General features: G+C 47.8%; 14 protein-coding genes. 6 read left to right on the top strand and 8 right to left on the bottom strand.

The features are described from left to right. Position 1: 1 nt before the first annotated feature. The 4 genes from AAC052_RS16625 to AAC052_RS16610 all read right to left on the bottom strand — a co-directional run bounded on the left by AAC052_RS16625 (position 2) and on the right by AAC052_RS16610 (position 6676). On the bottom strand, positions 2–1291 hold the full coding sequence (locus AAC052_RS16625) for a citrate:proton symporter (protein WP_317492079.1): 1290 nt from the start codon (positions 1289–1291) through the stop codon (positions 2–4). A 3-nt stretch (positions 1292–1294) separates the two neighbouring features. Then, entirely contained in the window at positions 1295–2830 is a 1536-nt protein-coding gene (locus tag AAC052_RS16620) for a carboxylesterase family protein (RefSeq protein WP_339814687.1), read from the bottom strand. A gap of 5 nt (positions 2831–2835) precedes the next feature. Beyond that, complete coding sequence (locus AAC052_RS16615; RefSeq protein WP_317492081.1) at positions 2836–3702, bottom strand: alpha/beta hydrolase-fold protein; 867 nt, start codon at positions 3700–3702, stop codon at positions 2836–2838. Between the two features lie 136 nt (positions 3703–3838). Continuing rightward, complete coding sequence (locus tag AAC052_RS16610) at positions 3839–6676, bottom strand: PQQ-dependent sugar dehydrogenase (protein WP_339814685.1); 2838 nt, start codon at positions 6674–6676, stop codon at positions 3839–3841. Positions 6677–7072: 396 nt separating this feature from the next. Between AAC052_RS16610 and AAC052_RS16605 the strand changes: the two genes are divergently transcribed. From AAC052_RS16605 to AAC052_RS16590, 4 genes are all read left to right on the top strand, one after another. Further along, entirely contained in the window at positions 7073–7942 is an 870-nt protein-coding gene (locus AAC052_RS16605; protein ID WP_339814684.1) for a dienelactone hydrolase family protein, read from the top strand. A gap of 111 nt (positions 7943–8053) precedes the next feature. Beyond that, positions 8054–10486, top strand: a complete 2433-nt coding sequence (locus tag AAC052_RS16600; protein ID WP_339814683.1) for a TonB dependent receptor — start codon at positions 8054–8056, stop codon at positions 10484–10486. Between the two features lie 272 nt (positions 10487–10758). Continuing rightward, on the top strand, positions 10759–11646 hold the full coding sequence (locus tag AAC052_RS16595) for a dienelactone hydrolase family protein (RefSeq protein WP_339814682.1): 888 nt from the start codon (positions 10759–10761) through the stop codon (positions 11644–11646). Positions 11647–11819: 173 nt separating this feature from the next. Further along, positions 11820–12953 carry a hypothetical protein gene (locus tag AAC052_RS16590; protein WP_339814681.1) on the top strand — a complete coding sequence of 378 codons (1134 nt, stop codon included), beginning with the start codon at positions 11820–11822 and terminating at the stop codon, positions 12951–12953. Positions 12954–12991: 38 nt separating this feature from the next. On the opposite strand, the gene AAC052_RS16585 is transcribed toward AAC052_RS16590, so the two are convergent. Together AAC052_RS16585 and AAC052_RS16580 are read right to left on the bottom strand one after the other, a co-directional pair. Further along, positions 12992–13396: an SgcJ/EcaC family oxidoreductase gene (locus tag AAC052_RS16585; RefSeq protein WP_339814680.1), complete on the bottom strand. Its 405-nt coding sequence runs from the start codon at positions 13394–13396 to the stop codon at positions 12992–12994. 130 nt (positions 13397–13526) lie between these two features. Beyond that, a complete protein-coding gene (locus AAC052_RS16580) occupies positions 13527–14051 on the bottom strand; it encodes a DinB family protein (protein WP_339814679.1) in 525 nt (174 codons plus the stop codon). 285 nt (positions 14052–14336) lie between these two features. Between AAC052_RS16580 and sigZ the strand changes: the two genes are divergently transcribed. Then, the gene (gene sigZ, locus AAC052_RS16575; protein ID WP_339814678.1) at positions 14337–14912 is read left to right on the top strand and encodes an RNA polymerase sigma factor SigZ; all 576 of its coding nucleotides are present in this window, start codon (positions 14337–14339) and stop codon (positions 14910–14912) included. A 246-nt stretch (positions 14913–15158) separates the two neighbouring features. Next, positions 15159–16133, top strand: coding sequence for a sugar phosphate isomerase/epimerase family protein (locus tag AAC052_RS16570; RefSeq protein ID WP_339814677.1), 975 nt, complete (start codon positions 15159–15161; stop codon positions 16131–16133). A gap of 68 nt (positions 16134–16201) precedes the next feature. Here the strand turns inward: AAC052_RS16570 and AAC052_RS16565 are convergent, their stop codons facing one another. Beyond that, positions 16202–17218 carry an aldo/keto reductase gene (locus AAC052_RS16565; protein ID WP_339814676.1) on the bottom strand — a complete coding sequence of 339 codons (1017 nt, stop codon included), beginning with the start codon at positions 17216–17218 and terminating at the stop codon, positions 16202–16204. 171 nt (positions 17219–17389) lie between these two features. Further along, positions 17390–21634, bottom strand: coding sequence for a two-component regulator propeller domain-containing protein (locus AAC052_RS16560; protein WP_339814675.1), 4245 nt, complete (start codon positions 21632–21634; stop codon positions 17390–17392). Positions 21635–21637: the final 3 nt, after the last annotated feature.

The raw sequence follows: 21637 nt of genomic DNA, 5'->3' as shown, positions 1-21637 counted from the left end.
TTTAGAAACTTATCGCACCAATGAGGATCGACATTGTCAGCATAATCATTGTGACTAAAAAAGCCCACGGAATGGTTTTCCGCTGATGATCACCTAAGTCCACCCCTGTGAGACCAATCAACAGAAAAGTAGCTCCTGTGAGCGGGCTTACAGGAAAGCCGGTGGTCATCTGACCTAAAATGGCTGCTCTGGCTACTTCTATGGCCTCACCATTGAAGTGATCAGCGGTTGTTCCCAGCAATGGTAGTACCCCGAAATAGAAGGAATCCGGATCGAACAGTAAACTGGCGGGCATGCTCACCACTCCCGTCATCAAGGCCAGATGATTACCAATACCCGACGGAATATAATTAACAGCCGTAGCCGCCATGGCTTCTATCATGCCCGAGCCTTTCAGAATGCCGGTAAAGCATCCGGCAGCAAACAAAATGCTAGCCATTAGCAAAGCTGCTTTTGCATGTGCATCAATCCTCTCTCTTTGCTCCTTAAGGTTGGGGTAATTCACCGTGATGGCTATGACAAAGGCGATCATGAAAATGACGTGTGGCGGTGCGAGGGCAGCAATGAGTGCAGTAATGGAAATAACGATCAACGCCGTATTCAGCCAAATTAATTTTGGCCGATGGAGGCTAATATCCTTTTCGATAGCCATAGTGGAATCAATGACCTGCCCTTGTTCATTCACCCAGCTTCTCTCCTTTTTTCCCAGATACCAGGCAATTCCCAGTACCGCCAGCAACCCGCAAATCACAGGGATTAAAATAGGATTGAATAGCTCGGTCACCGGCACTTCGAGCGCTGACGCAGCCCTGATGGTCGGCCCACCCCAGGGTAAAATATTCATGGTACCAGCTGCCAGGGCAACCACTGTAGCCAATGTAGTTCTTTTCATTCCGATGGCATCATAAAGTGGCAACATAGCTGGCACTGTGACCAGAAAGGTGACCGCACCGGAGCCATCGAGGTGGACGATCATGGCGAGAATGGCTGTAACGACAGTAATCCGTGCCGGGTCGTTACCAGCGGCTTTCAATAGGCGCTTGATAACAGGCTCAAAAGTGCCGGCATCCATCAGGATGCCGAAAAACAAAATAGCAAAGATGAACATCACCGCCGTGGTAGAAATGGTTTTCACTCCGTCGGTAATATAGGTGACGATCTCCGTTGTGAACCCGCCAATTAACGCAGTGGCAATGGGCACAATGATGAGCGCCACTACAGGAGACAGTTTTTTGCTCATTACCAAAACAAGCAAAAGCACTATGGTCAAAAGTCCGAGGAACGCCAGCATAAGCTATTTATTCGCAGATAAAATGGCCGTCATAGTATCCAATGCTTCGCCGTCGGCGATCGGCTTTGCTTCAGCTTTAGTTCCCAATAGCATCACTTGCTGGCTGTCCGGTTTGTAAATAGGCCATTCGGGCAAGCCCGTAGCGTTTGGATTTCCTGTTTTGACGAAATTAGCCCAGTAGGTAGACATCGTCGCTTCCAGTTTCCTGTCTACAGCTTCCCAGGGACGATCAACAAACTCCAGGTTGTCGTAGGCGTAGGGAACCTCTCCGGTATGAAATGCGCCATATTTGGCATACTCACCTGTGCCTGGCACCTTTCGGGTAAACCGGTACACATACACACTGGTTCTTCCCTGTTTTGCCTGCACATTGGCCCAGGCGTAATTTTGGAGTCCAAAGATCATGTCACGTGACAGATCAAGTTGTGATTGAGCGGCCTCAGCGTCGTCGGATGCCGGGTAGTAGGTCAGTACTTTTCCGGCATTGCTTCCGTACTGTTGATTGATCTGCGTTTCGAAGTCAGTGGCATTTTTTACAGGCCCAAAAAGCAAGCCTTCGTCCTGGTTCCAGCCGGTGAGCAAATCAACGGGGTTTTCTTTGCCCTCGGCGAAAATATCGGCAATGTGCTGAGGAAGTACAAAGCCATCTATGATCGGGCCTCTGATCCCCAGCTGACCCTTCATGAGCTCTTGTGGAGACAGTTTTCTTAGGTCTGCCAAGCCAGTAGCACCCAAAGATTTCGCAAAAGCAACGCCAGCCTCTTCCGATGGTGCGAGGGCCTGCTGATTTCTTCCAAAACTGGCTCCACTTTCGGCAATTGCCTTGTTGAACAGCCCCTTTGCCAGAGGAGTCGCCACCATGCAGTTGACACTCATAGAACCGGCGGATTGGCCGGCTATGGTTACATTGTCAGGATCACCGCCAAAAGCTGCGATGTTCTCTTTTACCCACTTCAAAGCTGCCACCTGATCCATCAACCCGTAGTTGCCGGAAGCGCTATTTGGTGACTCTTTCGTTAGTTCGGGGTGGGCCAGAAAGCCAAACACCCCCACCCGATAGTTGATGCTTACAAACACAATTCCCTTGCGGGCCATGGCTTCTCCGTCATAAATAGGCACGCCGCTGCCGCCGCTTTGGAAGCCTCCTCCATAGATCCACACTAATACCGAACGCTTTTCTTTGGGAGACTTTGCTCCAGTCCAGACGTTGAGGTACAGGCAATTTTCACTGATCGGTTCCTCCGGAATTAGAAATTCCTGGCTCCACATGCTAAACGGAGCGGGTTTGCCCTGCATCGGGCTTGGTCCAAATGCTGTGCACTCTTTTACCCCCTCCCACGGTTTTACGGGCTGAGGGGCTTTCCAACGCAAATCACCGACCGGCGGCGCAGCAAAAGGGATGCCTTTGTAGCTGACCACCTGACCATCGGGTGTAGCGATGCCAGCTACTTTTCCTGATTTGATCTGAACAACCTGTTTTGCTATTAGCATGGACGAGCCAAACAGCAGGGAACAAAGGATATAAAAAACCTTTTTCATATTACTTACTTGACGTACGAACCGTTTTGTTTCAAGACTTTGCTAAAAAATAGCACCTGGTAGGGAAGTGAGTTTTGCCAATATTCCCAAGAGTGTCCTCCTGGCCTTTCTGAGTAATCGTGTGGCGTTTGGTTGAAAACAAGTCTGCGATGCAGTTCCCGGTTAGGTTCAATAAGAAAGTCGTCGACACCACAATCGAAAACCAGGCTCACTCCATTGGTTTTCATTTTGTCAGCATAGCTAAGCACCGACGCCGTGATATATTCCTCGGTATTGGCTTCCAAAGGCCCTAATATCTCTGCAAAAGCCTTTTTCACCCCTTCGGTAGGCTCCGGCGGCAGCTTCCAGCTCACCATGTCAGGGTTCAACGCTCCGCTCATACTCCCGGCAGCACAATATAAATCGGGGTGTTTCGACGACAGGTATAATGCACCGTAGCCTCCCATTGATAAACCAGTGATTACACGGCCTTCCTTTTTCGCTATCGTTCGGTAAGTTTTGTCTATTTTCTCTATCACCTCCTTTGTCAAATACGTCTCAAACTGACTATCCGTCTTCACTTTACTGTCGAGGTAGTAGCTAAAGGCCTCTCCTTCAGGCATGGCAATGATCAAATTGTACTGATCCGCTAGCTGTTGAATCAGCCCCCTCTCAGGAGTTTTTAAAATCCAGTCATCAAAGTGACCAAAACCTCCGTGCAAAAGATACAAAACGGGATAGGCAACCTTGCTTTGCGTGTAGGACGCTGGAAGCGCAACAACTGCTTTGTATGACTTGCCCATCACAGCACTGGGAATCTCAAGGGTGTCTACTTTGGCGGCAAAAGTAAGGACCGGGCTAAGCAAAAAAGTTAAAACAGCAAATCTGAACATAGGATGAATGTCTAAAAGTTAAGTAACTAAACTTAGCTCAATTTTTTAATGTGTCAAAGAAACATAATGAATGCTTCAACTAAAAAGCCTCAAACCGGGAGGAATGAGGCTTTTATAAATAAGCTTGAAAGAGGCCTTACATTGCCGCTTCCAAAGGTGCTTTTTCTTCATTCAGAAATACAATTTCTGAAATCTGCACCAATACCTGATCGGGCGTTGCTTTGTCGCTTTTGAAAACAAAGTACACATCGTGTTTTCCTTCAGTCGGTTGAATTTTGGCCTGAGCTTGTGAGTTTCTCTTCCTTCTCCAGGTAACGATATCTTCGCCTTCCGCAGGTCTGCCAAACCCAACATTTTTCTGACCTACGGTGTTAGTAGTACCTAACAACGCACCGGTTGGCGAGTCAAGATGCACTTCTACATAACCCCCGGCTGCACTTACCCTTGGGGAAGCCACTACAAACAAATCAATTTGCTTGATGCCAGTGAGGTCGATGGCCTTATAGCCTATGTATGAGCCGCTACCTACCATGTTGAAAGTAGTGCCTGGAGTGGTTAGTAAATTCACGCCCTTTCTGATTTCTGCCAACTGAGGATCCAATGAAGGGTTTCTGAGCGCCACGAAATCGTCACCAGAAAGCGGGCCAACAGTGCCTGCACCTTTGTCAGCATAAGAGGCTCTGAGCAAGTAGCCGCCCTGTCCATCTTCGCCTTCGGGCACTTTAGGAGTTACTGTACCAGCCAGGGGAAGCGATTCCACTGTAGGCTTTGTCTCCAGCATATTGAGAATGAACATCACCATTCTTTTGGCATCAGCCTGGCTCAATTGCGGGTGAGCACTCATGGCATGTTCGCCCCACACGCCACTACCGCCGTTGATTACTTTGCCTACCAGCATATTAATATTGGCGTCAGTTTTAGGATACTTGGCCGCTACAGCATTGTAAGCGGGGCCAATTGATGCTTGCTCGTACTGGTGGCACGACTTACAATCGCTGGTTTCAATCAGGTTCTTGCCAATGTTCAAAGCAGCCATCGACTCTGCTCCTCTATGCTTTGACGCCATTTCGATTGGGTCATAGCCAGAGGGCACGTAGTCGAAAGTAACCGCTACTTCGTTAGGCTTGATAGTACCATCAGCACTACTTCCATCTTCCTTATCACTCACACTTACAGAATAAGCGAGCGACTTTTCGCCGAAATAGAAGCTCCGGTTGGGTACCTGGAAATCGATAGACACCACCGGCGGCTCATTACCTGCCACTACTTCCATCGAAGTCCTGTTCTTCTCCCCTTTGGTATCAGTTACTGTCAGGCTCACCTGATAAGTACCAGCCTGCTCAAAATTGAACGATGGATTGGCTTCAGTAAGCGTTTTGTTAACGCCTCCGTCGGAGACTACCTTCCACTCATAAGTCAATTTTCCCTGATCGTAGTCGTCGTAGTCTTTTGTGCCTTCCGATGATAGCTGAGCTGTAAAAGGTACAGCGCCTGCGGTTTTGTCAATAGAGGCAGCCACAATCGGCTTCCTGTTGCCTGCATTGTATTCGATTTTAACGATTCTTGAGTTAGAATTGCCCCTAAACCAGGCACTGCCATACTCCAGTACATAAAGGTCGCCGCTCGGGCCGAAGTCCATATCTATGGCGCTTACGAAGCTCTCATTGGGCAGGAAGCGTTCCATGGATTGGTAGTCGCCATTTTCATCCATCGTTACCGACATGATCCAGCCACGCATGAACTCCACGATCAGCCACTTGCCTTCGAAATAGGAAGGGAAAGGTCTTGGAGCACCGGCAAAGTCCGCTTTGCGGAAAACGGGGCCTCCGGTAGCACTACGTCCTGCCGTTCCCACCAAAGGGAAAGTATCCGACGGGCCATAAGGGTAATAGATAAAGGCTGGTACCACAGGCGTAGGCAATTCTTTCAATCCGGTATTGTTTACCGACTCGTTGACAGGATGGTTCACATCAAACGGCTCTCCGTAAGTGTCGGTAGCCAAATCATGGCGATTATACGGCCTGTTGTTAGCAATAAAATATGGCCAGCCAAAAAAGCCCGGGCCTTTGGCCTGGTTGAACTCGTCGTAGCCTTTTGGTCCCCAAACAGAATCAACAGATGCATCCGGGCCAACTTCGCCCCAATACAGATAGCCCGTTTTGCTGTCCAAAGTTGGTCTCCAGGGGTTTCTGTGGCCCATGGTGTAAATCTCTGGCCTCGTTTTCTCTGTGCCTTGGGGAAAAAGGTTGCCTTCAGGAATAGTATAGCTTCCGTCCGCCTCAGGGTGGATGCGAAGGATTTTGCCTCTAAGGTCGTTAGTGTTTCCCGGTGCACGCTGATCGTCTGAGCTTTCCATGCCGGGGCGTTCATCAAGGTTAGAAGACCCAGTTCTTGGGTTCACCGTGTTGTTTCCAACGGTCAGAAAGAGATTCCCCTCTTTGTCGAAAACCATCCCGCCGCCGGTGTGGCAGCATTCTTCTCGCTGTGTAGGCACTTCCAGTACCACTTTTTTCGTAGATGAATAAAGCGAGTCGCCTCTCAGCTCCCAGCGGGCCAGCACGTGTTTCGGCGTGTCGGGATCAGCATAATACATGTAAATCCAAGAATTTTCTTTGTAGTTGGGGTGAGCTATTACGCCCATCAAGCCTTCTTCAGCTTCCCTTACTCTACCTTCCTTGTTGGTATACTTGGTATTCACCGGAATGGTAGCTACCAGCGTTACTTCGCCGGTGTTTTCATCCAGTATTTTCACTCCTCCTTTTCTCTCGACAAACAGCACACGGCTGTTGGGAAGGAAGGTCATTTCCATCGGTTCATCCATCCCTTCTGTCAGCACCACTTTGGTAAAGCGATTGTCTTCAGGTGGTTCGTTGGAAGTTTGCGTTTCAGGTTGCTTGCAAGATTGCACAAGCAGGCAAATCGATGCGGCATAGGTCAATACTGACCTGCCGGTAGTTTTTAAAGTAAGTACCATGTAAACGAGTGTAATTGTTGTTCAAAAGCTGTGCTACCGGCTGTATAAACGCTTGCTTTCCTATGCATTTGACAGCAACCGACAGAACATTGCGACAGTAAGGTCATTAAAAGGGAAATGAAATTCTAAGAAGAATAGAAAATCCGGTAGAATATCAGGATAAACTATCGGATTTTAACGTCGACTCAGTATCGGCGAAAGTAATTCTTTGTGTCAAAACATCACAATAACTTTTTACGACCGTCTGAGTGGTGACAACTTTTTACAACAGTTCGTGTAAAACTTGGCTCAAACAACCATTTCAAATCCGATCTTTATGTTAATTGCCTTGTGTCCGGCATCCACTTTAGGTGGTTTGACGACGGCAAAATTCCAATCTACTTAAATAGTTGTCCTATGGTGAAGCTTTTACTTGGTACCAGCATCGCAATAGCTAGCCTTATAAGCTATCTGTTTGCACCAGTTGAAACAAAGAAAGAAACACAAATCACATTGTGTTACGTTGCTCCATCGGACGATAGCATGGCCTCCTTCGCTGCCGATCCGGCTTTTATTGCTCTCCATCCTGCCCCGCTCCCCCTTCAGTACGACCCCATGGGAGAGAAAGTGACTTTCAAAGCAGCCGATGGTACCGATGCAACCGGGTACATGGTGAAAGCCAAAAAGAAATCAGACAAATGGCTGTTCGTTTATCAGGAATGGTGGGGCTTGAACGACTATATCCGCAGACAGTCAGACACCTTTTACAATGACTTGAACGGAGAGGTAAATGTGCTTGCCCTTGATCTTTATGATGGCAAGGTAACCGACGTTCCTGCAGAGGCCGGTAAATTGGTGCAGGGTGCCCAAGAGGCTCGTTTGGAGTCCATTATCAAAGGTGGCCTGGCCTATGCAGGGCCCAAAGCTAAAATTGCCAATGTCGGCTGGTGCTTTGGTGGCGGCTGGTCGCTCCGGTCAGGATTGCTGGGAGGCAAGCAAACCATTGGCACCGTTATGTACTATGGCATGCCGGTGAGAGATGTGGAAAAGCTGAAGCAGCTCAGCGGAGACGTGCTGGGTGTTTTTGCCACGGAAGAAAGAATTTCCAAAGAAGTGATCGAAGAGTTTGCTGCCAATATGAAAGCTGCCAACAAAACCCTGATGTATAAAATATACCCCGGCGTTCATGGTTTTGCCAACCCGAGCAATCCGAAGTACGACGAAGAATCGTCGAAACAGGCCTACGCAAAAGCCATTAGTTACCTCAAGGAAAGATTCAAAATATAGATCAAGACCACGCCCGAACTTCGGTCTCAGGCCTGGACTTTACTCGTTTTTTGGCAGAAAATTGCCCTTTAATAATCATTACTACACAGCCCCGACTACTGTTTCCAACTCATGAATTACAACTTTTCGTTATTGCATCTTCGTTCAGTCTTCACCCTTGTTCTTTTTTTTATTGCAACCACGCACGGGCTCTTTGCCCAGGGAGGTAAAAAGGTAAATGTGAAAGGAAAGGTGGTCGACAGCCAGTCGGGCGAGGCCATGAGTTTTGCGTCTATCCGGATTTTTGCTCAGGACGATCAGTTCATAGGAGGAAATGTTACTGACGATAAAGGAAATTTTACTGTAGAGGTGCCCGCAGGCAACTACTATGCTTTGGTGGAGTTCATGGGCTACGAAGCGCACCGTACCGAGAGCTTTCAGGCTTCTTCAAATACCGACCTTGGCACTGTACAGCTTGACGCTTCGTCCAGCACGCTCGAAGAAGTGGAAGTGCGGGCCGAGAAAAGTACCATGGAGCTTTCTCTCGACAAGAAGATCTTCAACGTGGGGCAAGACCTGGCAAATGCCGGTGGCACAGCTTCCGACCTGCTAACCAACATCCCCTCTATTGCCGTCGACCCTGAGGGCAATGTGAAACTGCGTGGCAGCGACAATGTAATGATATTGATTGATGGCAAGCCGTCAGGACTTGTGAGCCTCAAAGGTGCCAGCGGATTGCAGCAGATGCAGGCCAGCATGGTTGACAAAGTGGAAATCATTACCAACCCCTCGGCCAGGTACCAGGCAGAAGGCATGGCAGGCATTATCAACATCGTGCTCAAGAAAGACCGCAACCAGGGCTTCAACGGCTCCTTTCAGGGCATCACGGGCTATCCTTACAACTTTGGCGGCGCTGCCAACCTTAACTATCGCCACAAAAAAATCAACTGGTTTGTCAACTATGGCATAGCCTGGCGCAAGCAGCCCAATGTGGCCTCTCTTTATCAGGAAGTCTATTCTGGCGATACTACCTACATTTCCAGACAAGACAGAGACGGCTATCTCAAGGGCCTCAACAACAATATTCAAGGTGGTGTTGACTACTTTTTCAGCGAAAAGAGCATCCTCACCCTCTCCTATTTGTTCAAGCGAAGCGATGGCAACCGCATTACCGACCTGACTTACAAGGACTATCTCTTTGATGAGAACAATTACCTGGGCTACACGGCTCGCAGGCAAAATGAGAACGAAGCCGAACCCAATTCAGAAACTACCCTGACCTGGGAAAAATCATTTGAAGAAAAAGGCCACAAATTGCTCACCACGTTGAAGTATATCGACTACTGGGAGCGGTCGGATCAGATTTTCACCCAACGCTCATTTGATGAGAATGATGTTTCCATAGATGGTTCAGCCCAGAAGCAGCATGCGCTGAATGACGAGTTTGAAAAGCAATACCTGCTCCAGCTAGACTACACCAAGCCTATTGGCAAGGAAGGTAAGTTTGAAACGGGACTCAGGAGCAGCCTCCGGAACATGGAAAACAACTATGTGGTGACCAACGTGGACGAGGCAGGTGTTGAAACCGTGGATCCTGATTTGAAGAACATCTTTCTGTACGATGAGAACATACAGGCGGCTTATGCCATTTTGGGCAACAAAAGCAACAAGTTCACTTACCAGGCTGGGATAAGAGCAGAATACACCGATGTAAAAACGAGGCTGGTAGAAACCAATGAGGAGAACCCCAGAAGCTACCTGAACTTCTTCCCTAGCGCACACCTCACCTACGCTGTAGCCAACCAAAACTCTTTCCAGCTAAGCTACAGCCGGAGGATAAGAAGACCATTCTACAATGACCTGAGCCCTTTTGTTACGCTGGCCGATGGCAGGAACTTCTTTAGTGGTAACCCGGATCTGAATCCTGAATACACTGATGCCTATGAAATTGGACACCTGAAATACTTTGAAAAAGGCTCCCTCACTTCTTCGTTTTACTACCGGGAGTCGAAGGAAACCATCGACCGCATCAGGGTGGTGGACGACGAAGGCAATGCCCGCACGCTTCCACAAAATCTCATCGGTCAAAAGTCGTTCGGCCTTGAGTTTACCAGCGACTATAACCCCTACGACTGGTGGAAGCTGGACTTCAACTTCAACTTCTTTCATGCTGAAATTGATGGCACCAACATCATCGATACCTACAAGCCCACTACCTACAGCTGGTTTGCCCGCCAAACCTCCCGCTTCAGCCTGCCGGGTAACCTAGATATTCAGCTTAGAGGCAACTTTGAAGCGCCACAAAAAACAACACAGGGTACACGGAAGGCACTGGCCTACATCGACCTGTCGTTTGCCAAGGAAGTACTGAAAGGCAACGGCACGCTCAACCTCAACATCATGGACGTGTTCAACAGCCGGGTAAGCCGCTATACCACCGAAGGGCCGAACTTCTTCACCGATGGCCGTAGCCAGTTCCGCAGAAGGCAAATCAACCTCACGCTGAACTACCGCATCAGGCAGTCGAAGTCGGCCAGAAGTAAGTATGTGATTGATGAGGGGTAATACCTAAAAAAGCTCCAAATCGTTATCGTTAACCTGCGCCAGAAACTACAAAAGTTTCGATTCCCATCAGCCGTCAGCTGTCAGTACAACGGCATGATCGCTTCATTGCACACCAAGGGCAGCTAACTTTTGTAGTCTTCGCAACTTCTGTAGCCGCATATTGTAGAAGTTCTGGTGAGTGTCTTCACTCGCCAGCAATCCGTCATCAAAACCCTCTATGATCAAAGCCCAATAAACCTTATATTGTCTATCATTCACCTACAACTACAGTCATGGACGAAATCAAAAAAGAAGACATCAAGCAGGAAGTATTTGACTTGTACGACTACTATGTACACAACAAGATCGACCGCAGGGAGTTTGTGGAGAAAATATCTTTCTATGCAGTAGGCGGCCTAACAGTGCCTGCCATGCTCAACTTTTTGATGCCCAGGTACCAGCAAACCCTGCAGGTGCCTGTCGATGACCCAAGGCTGAAGACTGAAACCGTAGGTTACGACTCTCCCAAAGGCGCAGGCAAAATGAGCGGACAGCTTTCCAGGCCAGTAAAGGCCAAGGGCAAGCTGCCAGGCATTGTGGTAGTGCATGAAAACAGGGGCCTCAATCCTCACATTGCCGACGTGGGTCGCAGAGCTGCACTGGAAGGCTTTATTTCCATGTCTCCTGATGCCTTGTTCCCACTCGGTGGCTATCCTGGCAATGATGATGATGGGCGAGAACTACAGCGCAAAAGAGACCGTGATGAAATGCTGGAAGACTTTATCGCAGCCTATGATTACCTGAAAGGCCACCCTGAGTGCAACGGAAAAATTGGAGTGGTAGGTTTCTGCTTCGGTGGCTGGATTTCGAACATGATGGCGGTGAAAATTCCGGGGCTGAAAGCTTCTGTTCCCTTCTATGGTGGACAACCAACTGCGGAGGAAACTGCGCAAATTAAAGCGTCCTTGCTGATTCAGTATGCAGGGCTGGACACAAGAGTAAATGAAGGCTGGCCAGCCTATGAAGAGGCTTTGATAGCCAACAAGAAGGAATACAAAGCCTATATCTATCCCGACGTAAACCATGGCTTCCATAACGACTCAACGCCAAGATATGACAAAGAGGCCGCAGTGCTGGCTTGGGGCAGGACAGTGGAGTTTTTTAAGAAGAAGTTGGGGTGAGAGACCAGAGAGGTCAACAAAGAAAATCAAGATACTTTATCAATTTCGATGTTTCGTAACCTCTATTTGGAAAGTAACCGCCCTAAGTTACTGATTGCAGTTAAAAAAATAAACTGTTTATCTATTAAATGGATCAAATTGAGGCTCTTTACTTAAAATTCTTACACTAAAATATGTCAAAATTTACATACCTATTGGGGGCAGGTGCTAGCATTGGATCAATTCCAATCATCTCTGGCTTTATTGATGGCCTTCAGGATTTTGCCAAATTTCATAAAGAATTTAGCCTTGAAAGTGAGCTTTACGAATCAAAATCGCTTATCGTAAATGACTTAGCACAATCTCAAAAAGAATTTGTATCTAAAATACTTGATTTATGCAGCAGAGTCAACGACCATGCGTCAATTGATACTCTGGCGAAGAAATACTATTTGCGAGGAGATATTCCAAATCTCTTGGAATTAAAGACAATTATCAATGAGTTTTTAATTTATCGACAATTGAGGTTTGGGCTCGATAAAAGATATGATGCATTTTTTTCAGCAATAATTTCGAATAACCAAAAGGGTGGCATCGAGTTGCCTGACAACATCAATATCATAAGTTGGAATTACGATAGACAAGTTGAATTTTCGCTTGGGCAGTTCCATGAGCAAACTAGGGAAACGACGGATCTCAATCACATTGAGAAAATCAGCAAAATTGCGCAAGTCATTCCAAATGCTTTAAACAATTTTGAGTTCAACCCCGATAAGTTCTCGCTGATAAAGCTAAATGGTTCGGTCGGGCACTATTTCGACGGAACCTCTGACGAAAATATGAGAACAGAGCGGTTTAATGTGAACTTAACAAAGGAATACTACAGTGACCAAAATAACCTTCACTACATTGCCCAAACGGGAGTTGTAAACTTTGAAAAGACAAAAAGTAGGGCATATTCGATTGGGTCAAAAGATACTCCGTTATACGATGAGCCCTTCATTTCTTATTCTTGGGAGAATACTAAGCTAAATCAAAACATAAGAACTGCTGCAAAAAAGGCTGTCTCGGATACAGAATACTTAGTGGTTATTGGCTACTCGTTTCCTGTTTATAATAGAAGAATTGATAAGGAAATAATTGATTCAATGAGGCCTACGAAAGTATTCATCCAGAATCACCGTGACTATATTGATGGAGTTGTCTCCAGATTTAGGGCCTTTTCCAAGGTGGAGGTGGAACCGATTAAGACTGTCGACGAATTCTATATTCCATTCGAATACGATTTCCCGGAAGTCAATCCGGGTCTGACAGTTAGCAGTTTTTAACAAAATTGTGCTTGGCATTTTATATCGCTTGCTTTCAACTACCCAGCTGGCAGCATATTTCTAATCGCTGAAATCCGCCATTTGCCTTTTTGCTTCACTACCACAAAAGTGCTCCACATCTTCCGCTCTGAACCCTCGGGATTCTTTATTTCATAGCGACAGTCGGCAATGGCACTTGTCGTGCCCAGGTATCGGATTTTGTCAACGGTAAGCGTACGGGAACCAGGATTGCTGGTCGAGCTCCGCATCATGCCATCAATGGCCACCCTGATACCAATCCGCCATTCTCCGTTCGATACCAGTTGGTCGATGTCCTCGGTAAGGATGTTCTTCAGCAGCACAGTGTCTTTGGTTTCCCTGGCCTCAGAGTATTGATTGATGAGCTTGGTGATTGCCTGGTCATTTTCAGTTGCCTGGCCAGAGGCAAATTGAAATAGGAACATGCATAACACGGATAGCAAGGAAGCTTTCATTGTCTTCTATTTAGTAACTAAAGTCAATTTAAGCATTTAACTGTAAAACCCTTCCCCCCTGCAAAACTGCGGACACATTGTCTTGCAGCGCAGTCGGACACTACGATTGCATGACTCTCAGGTATTCCACCCACGGCCCCACTTCGGCTTTATATTGTTTGGCCATCACTCGGGCTATCTGGCAAATATGGTTCAAATCGTGAGCGACCCAGGTGGCCAGAAGCTGCGCCAGTGTCACTTCCCCAAAAGCCGGATGAATGCCTGTTTTTGTAAGGTCTTCGTCGCTGATACCCATCGCACGAAGTCGCTCCATATTGCTCTTGCGTAGCGTGCTAAACTCCTGCAAAAGCTGCTGCAGCGTCTTCTTCCCGCTTTCTCCCATTTGGGCGAAACGGTCAAATGGTCGGAAATACTTATCTGCCTCAGGCGAGAGAATAATGTCAGCCCTGGGAATCCAGTCAGTTTTCTCCCCATGAATCAGGTGTCCGACTACATCGTAAGCACTCCAACTCTCCCCTCCTTCATTGCTGGAAGTCCAGTCGGCAGAGAGGCCGTCCAGCAAGGTATTGAGCACCCCTGGTGTCCGTTCCAGCACTTCAATCGCTTTTTTGAGATCAAATTTCATGTTCTGAATGTGTTTTTTTGCCAAATGAGTCTGCGGGTTTCCTATCAATCAATACGTCGCTATCATTTGTCTCAAATTTCAGGAATTTTTGCTTATCATGAGAGCAATATCGCTGTAGAGGCCATTTACTTCCAACGGCTGCTGAGCTTTGTGTCAAGAGCCTTTTTGAAAAGACACGCCATTTGAGTTCGAATCCGAAGAAAATCGTCGTATTTTAAAAAAATCCAACGGGCAACGGCGTCTTTTTTTCTGCTGCATCGTCTATATTAAATGAATACAACCGACATGCACACAACCGAATTCATCTGGACATCCTTTCACAAAGAGCTACATGCGTTCATCCGGCACTCGCTGAAAGACGAAATGGCAAGTGACGATGTGCTGCAGGATGTCTTTGTAAAAATCCACACCAGGCGGCATACATTAAAAGATGAGGGGAAACTGGTGAGCTGGGTGTGGCAAATCACACGAAACACGGTGCTGGATCATTTCAGAACAAAAAGGCAATTCACCGAGCTGCCTGATGACCTCGTATTGCAGCATGAGGAGAATCCGTTCAATGCCACGTTTGCCCAATGCATGTCACCTTTTATCCACAACCTTTCTCCTCTGCACAAAGAAGCCATAAAAAAGATTGACATTGGGGGAATGCCGCAAAAACAGTTTGCTGAGCAGGAAGGCATTAGTTACACAGCCGCCAAATCGAGGGTGCAGAGAGCCAGGCTTCACCTGAAAGACTTGTTTTTGGAATGCTGCGCTATTCCAGCCGACAAGTATGGAAATATCCTGGATATGATCCCTCAAAAAAATTGTCGCTGCCGGGAGCGTCCTTCTCCCCATGCGCTCGTCTCTTCTATGTAAACCAAAACATGTATTATTATGGGAGACGATTGTTGTGGTGGAGGTTGCTGCGGAGGCGGTAGCTCTACAGGATGCTGCTAATCTGAAAAGACAGCATTTCGAAAATAAAGGAGGCCGGGAGGTCTCCTTTTTTGTTTGGAGTTAAAGTATATCAGGTTTCAGTCAATGTTCAGTGCGCTTGGCCAAATCCCGAATAATTAGATAAGCGGCTTACCCTGATCTCGTCAATTCTTTTAAATTAGCTTTATGAAAACACCTACTTACTCCCGCCGCAGTGCACTTAAATACCTTGGTGGCACCGCCGGCCTCATGGCATTGCCATCCTTTGGATTTAGCAGCCCCACTACGTCCCTCATTGAAGACAGCACCACCGGCATGCTGAAGAGTGCCGCAGGCGACTTCATTCCCTGCCTCAACATGGCCACGATCATGGGACATAATCTTGGTTTTGTCAAGGAACTCGAAACAGCGTCCAAAGGCGGCTTCCGGGCCGTAGAAATATGGATTCCCACCCTGCAAAAGTACCTCGATGGCGGTGGAACGATCAAAGAAGCGGCCAAAATCATCAAAGACCTTGGGATCAGTGTTGAAAACACCATTGGCTTTGCTCAATGGATAGTGGATGACGAAGCTACCCGAAACAAAGGACTGGAACAGCTGAAAAAAGAAATGGATATGCTGGCACAGCTGGGCTGCAAGCGTATTGCAGCCCCACCATCGGGTGCCACAGCTGAAGCCGGGCTTGATCTTTATAAAGCAGCAGAACGGTATCGTACTATTCTGGAAATGGGTGATCAGTCGGGTGTTGTGCCGCAGCTGGAGATATGGGGGCATTCCAAAAACCTTCACAAGCTCAGCCAGGCATTGTTTGTAGCCACGGAGTCGGGCCATGCGTCCGCCTGCATCAACCTTGACATCTTCCACCTCTACAAAGGAGGCTCGAGTTACGATACGCTCAAGATGGCCAATCCGCTTGACGTGCAGGTATTGCATGTGAACGATTACACCGACATTCCAAGGGATGTTATTAAAGATGGTGACAGGATTTATCCCGGTGAAGGGTTGGCTCCCACCAAGAAGATACTCCAGGCATTTCAATCTCCAAAAAGGCCGTTGATTCTGTCGTTAGAAGTCTTCAACAAAGAATATTGGGCGCAGGATGCACTGGAAGTGTGTAAAACCGGACTGGCCAAAGTAAAGGCGATCACTCAGGGACTTTGATCCGGCGTCAGTAGTCAAAAAAGTAGAAGCCACTTCCCAGGACTTGCCAGGAGGTGGCTTCTTAGGTTTTAAGCCGTCAGAATTGCTTTAACCTTCCTTACTTCTTCATCAGAAAACGAAGTGTTCTCCAAAGTCTTTGCATTGTCTACCAGCTGTTCAATTTTGCTAACGCCAACAAGTACCGATGTCACGGCTTTGTTATGCAACAACCAGGCAATGGCCATTTGCGACAGTGATTGCCCTCTTTCAATAGCTATCTTGTTCAGTTCCTTGATCTTCGGCAGGTTTTTCTCCACTGTTTCCTTTTCCAGGTAGGTCATGCCCTGCCCTGCCCTGCTATCGGCGGGAATGCCGTTGAGGTACTTATTGCTCAGCATGCCCTGCTCCAGTGGGCTAAAGGCAATACAACCAACGCCACCTTCGGTCAGCACGTCCAGCAACCCATCTTCCACCCAACGGTCAAGCATGGAGTAGCGAGCCTGGTGGATCAAACATGGGGTACCCAGGTCTTTTAGAATAGCAATGGCTTTTTTGGCCTCCGCCGCAGGGTAGTTGGAAATGCCGACATACAAGGCTCTTCCAGATCGGACGATAAAGTCAAGAGCGCCCATGGTCTCTTCCAGTGGCGTATGTGGATCAGGCCTGTGGTGATAGAACAGATCAACATAGTCAAGGTTCATCCGCTTAAGGCTCTGGTCAAGGCTGTTGACCAGGTATTTACGTGAGCCAAAGTTACCGTAAGGGCCAGGCCACATGTCGTAGCCAGCTTTGCTGGAAATGAAAAGCTCGTGGCGGTAGGGCCTGAAGTCGTCGTTATACATACGGCCGAAGTTGGTCTCAGCTGAACCGAACGGGGGGCCGTAGTTATTAGCAAGGTCAAAATGGATGATTCCCATATCGAACGCCTTGCGAAGCAAAAGTTGAGCGTTGAGCAGATTGTCTTTGTGACCGAAATTGTGCCAGAGGCCCAACGAGATTTCAGGAAGCAGGATGCCACTCCTCCCCGACCGGCGGTACTTCATGGTTTTGTATCGGCCGTCGCTGGGTAAGTAAGTTGTTAATCCTGATTTGTCATGTATTTCCATAAGTTTCTAGTGTGTTTATATTTTCAATATGGCCCAAGGCCCTAACCCTTCTCTCTATTTAAAACTGTCAGCTAAAGGTAAACCGCCCTGCCGAAAAGTTGTAGCCCTTTCTCAAGAATGTTCGTATTCCATGGTCTGTCCCCCGACAGACTTCGCCGGTCGTTGAGTAGATCAAGAGTCACGAACCTCGCTCTCAACCTCAGGCTTGTCGCCAGCAAACTGGCTGGCGTACTCCGAAGGGCTAACACCAAAGTATTTTTTGAACCTGTTCCGGAAGTATTGCAGGTCGTTGAAACCCACGGCATAAGTAATCTCCGACACGGTCAGCTGGTTTTGCTTGAGCATCTGAGCCGCCCGCTTCAACCGGATCGTCCGGATAAATTCAACTGCTGTCTGGCCGGTAAGCGCCTTCACCTTTCGATAAAAGTGCATCCTGCTCATGGCCACCTCTCTACCGAGATCCTCCACCCTGAACTCTGAGTCACCAATATTGTCTTCGATAGTTTTCAACACCTTTTTCATGAAAACCTCGTCCAGCGGAGTAATAGTGATCTCTTTAGGCTCCAACACCAGCTTCCGGTTGCCCATGAAGCGCTCCCTCATCAGCTCCCTCGTTTTGATCAGGTTGCGTACTCTTACCTCCAAAAACCTGGAATCGAAAGGCTTGGTGATATAGTCGTCGGCCCCAGTTTCCAGGCCAGTGAGTTTATCCTCCAAATCAGCCTTGGCTGTGAGCAGTATCACTGGCACATGACTTATCCGACTGTCGGTTTTTACCAAATGACACATTTCCACTCCATCCATCAATGGCATCATAATGTCAGAAATAATAAGATCCGGCACCAGCTCGATGCATTTCTCCAGCCCTATTTTGCCGTTAGCAGCGTCAATAATCTCATAGCTGTGCTCCAGACTTTCTTTCATGTAGGTACGCAAGTCCCCATTGTCCTCCACTATCAGCACCAGCGGTTTACCCTCTTTGGGGTCGGTCTTCACAATAGCAGCCTCACCAGTGCTATGCTTGTCTCTTTCTTCCAACTCTTCCACCACATGGCCGATGCTAACAACTCCGACCTTTTCAGGCTCCACAATTTCACTGTCCTGCAAATGCGCTTTGCCCATAGGGATGAGCACCTTGAAGCACGAACCCTCACCAAGCGTACTTTTTACTGATATCCTGCCCCTGTGCAGCTCCACCAGCTCCTTGGTAAGCGAAAGGCCTATGCCAGTCCCCTCCTGGTCACCGTGATGGTCAACATCCGCCTGATAGAACCTGTCAAAAACTGACTGCAGGTGTTCCCTGGGAATTCCGACGCCACAGTCCCTGACAGTAATTTGCACAAACTCCCCGCCTGCTTCGCTGTCAGTCATTTCCATAGAAATTCGGCTCAGATTTAGGGAGATTTCACCCTCACTGGTAAACTTGAAGGCGTTGGACAGCAGATTTGTTACTATCTTCTCAACCTTATCATGATCAATATATGCCTCCAGAGGAGCGTTCGGATGGTTGTAGGAATAGGACAGCTTTTTTTGGGTGGCATAGGATGAAAAAGATGCTGCGATTGGCTTCAAAAACTCGACAACGTCGGTTCGGCTGGCTTCCAGCTTCATGCTGCCACTCCCCAGCTTTGACAAGTCGAGCAGCTGATTAATCAATCTTAGCAACCTCTCGCCGCTCCGGATCATGACGCTATACTGTTTTCTCACGTCGCCACGAAAGGCCCCCGAGTACATCGACTTCAGTGGGCTTAACATCAAAGTGAGCGGGGTTCTGAACTCGTGTGATATATTGGCAAAAAAGTTGGATTTCATAGCATCCATTTCTTGCATTTTGGTCAGTTCCATGTGCTCAAGTCTCAAGTCACTTTTAAGCCTTTCTCTGTAGATAAGTACTTGTCTATACCAGAAAAGCAGACCAATAACGATACTAATGTAGATAGCGTAGGCCCACCAGGTGGCCCACCACGGCGGCGTCACTATTATTCGCAACGAGGCTCCTTCCTCATTCCAAAGGCCGTCATTGTTGGAAGCCTTTACCCTAAAAACATAGTCGCCATGCGGCACCTTGGTGTAGCTGGCGGTGCGTTGATTACCAGCCTCGTGCCAGTGCTCGTCATATCCCTCCAGCATATAGGAATAGCTGTTTTTAAAAGCCTGAGAATAGTTAAGCGCTGCAAACTCAAAGCTAAATTCGTTTTGGTGATAGGTCAGTGTAATTTCTTTTGTATCGATGATGTTTTGTGCCAAAACTGAGCCTTTTGCGCCCGGCCTCACTTCTTCATTGTATATCCAAAAGTTGGTGATGTACACGGGTGGTATGTGTGGATTCTCTTTCACCTCTCCCGGATAAAATGAATTAAAGCCATTTACCCCACCAAAAAAGAATTCACCGGACTGGCTTTTCAAATAGGCGCCCCTCACAAACTCCTGCTCCTGCAGCCCATCTGCTGTGCTATAGTTTTTGAATCTCCTTTTTTCAGGATCGAATTCACTGATTCCCTGGTTGGTACTGATCCAAAACATTCCCCGCTCATCTTCCAGAATGCCATTGACTACATTGTCAGCAAGTCCATCATTTTTGCGAAACGTTTCGAAGGCTCCTTTTCCGTAGTCAAATTTATTGAGCCCTGCCCAGGTGCTAACCCACAGCGTGCTCTTGCTATCCTCATAAATGGCGTTAACCACATTGCTACTTAAGCTGGTGGAGTCTTTGGGGTTATTGATATAGGTTTTAAACACCGGCTCTCCATCTCTGTCAAACATCATTTGCAGGAGGCCCCCGCCTTCAGTACCAATCCAGATGTTATTCCGACTGTCTTCAAACATGGTAAACACCCTGTTGTGACTCAAAGATTCGGGGTCGTCGGGGTTCACTTCATAGTGCGAAAATGCGCCTGTCTTCCTGTCAAACAGATCCAGTCCTTCATAGAAAGTACCCGCCCATAACCGCTTTTTGCTATCTTCAAAAACTGAAAACACATAGTTGGAACCTATGGTCGTCGCATCCTGGGGATCGTTTACAAATCGCTGGAAGGTGCCGGTTCTTTTATCAAACTTATTAAGTCCACCCTCCCATGTGCCCGCCCAAAGGTCCCCATAGCTGTCGATCTCCAAAGAAATGACGGAATTGCTCCCTATGCTTTTGGGGTCATTGATATCGTGAACATAGCTTTTCACCTCGTTGGTTTTCCTATTGAAATAGTTCAGACCTCCGCCGTCGGTACCTATCCACAAGTTGCCTTCCCTGTCTTCTACAAAACAGATGATGTCATTATTGGCCAGGCTATGCCCCCCCGATGGCGGCAAAATATGGTGAATGAACTTTGTCTGATACTGATCCCATTTATTCAAACCTCTGTTGCGGGCTGCCAGCCACATGGTGCCAATATTGTCTTTGTATACAGCCCAAATGGAGTTGGCGCCCACGCTTGTCGGGTCAAGTGGGTTGGGCCAAAAATTGGAAAACTGCCCGGTTTGCCTGTCATAGATCGACAACCCGCCGTTTTCCATTCCGAGCCAAAGCCGGTTGTAGTTGTCTTCGCTGATGCTAAGCACAATGTTGTGCACCAGGCCCGTTGGGTCTACAATATTGGGCATCACCCTTTGAAACTCTACACCATTATCTTTTGGCACCAGACGGCTCAGACCCTCTCGTGTGCCAATCCAAATTTGCCCGTCGCTGTCTTTCAAAAACGAATTCAGGTAGTTGCTGGAAAGGCTCTTTGCATTACCAGGCTCGTAACGATGATGGATAAATCTTTGCCCGCCAGCATCAAATCTGTCCAATCCGCCACCGTAGGTCGCCACCCAGATATTGCCGGAGCTATCTTCGCAAATCGATCTCACGTGATTGTTGGCCAGGCTGAGGGGGTCTTTTACATCATTTGTGAAATGCTTGAAAGCTTTTGAACCCGCATACACCACATTCAATCCACCCCCTTCGGTACCAACCCACACGTTGCCCCGGCTGTCGATACACAGATCCGTCACCCAATTATCGGAGAGGCTTTCGGGATCATTAGGCTTGGATTGGAAGCGGGTGAAGTTGTCCAACTTTCTGTTGTAGCGGTTTAGTCCGGCATCGGTTGTCCCCACCCAAATATTACCTTCTTTATCTTCTGCCAGGCTGGTGATGAAGCTACTGCTTAACGAAGTGCTGTCTCCATGAATATACTCATATACCTTAAACTCAATCCCATCATACTGATTCAGTCCGTTTCGGGTGCCAAACCACAAGAAGCCATGCCGGTCCTGGATGATGCTCGTTACTGACTTCTCCGAGAGGCCGTCGGCGAGTTGCTCAAACTTAATATTGCTAGTCAGCGCAGAGTTATTCTGGGCTATGGCCAAATCGGCTGCAACCGGACACAGCGCAATCAAAACGAAATACCTTATCCACCCCATGCTCTTCCACATTGC

Origin of the sequence: uncultured Imperialibacter sp. (assembly GCF_963974565.1) — a bacterium.
Taxonomy (GTDB): Bacteria; Bacteroidota; Bacteroidia; order Cytophagales; family Cyclobacteriaceae; genus Imperialibacter; species Imperialibacter roseus.
The sequence above is the reverse complement of the archived record's forward strand: the minus strand, read 5'-3'. Positions and strand labels throughout refer to the sequence as shown.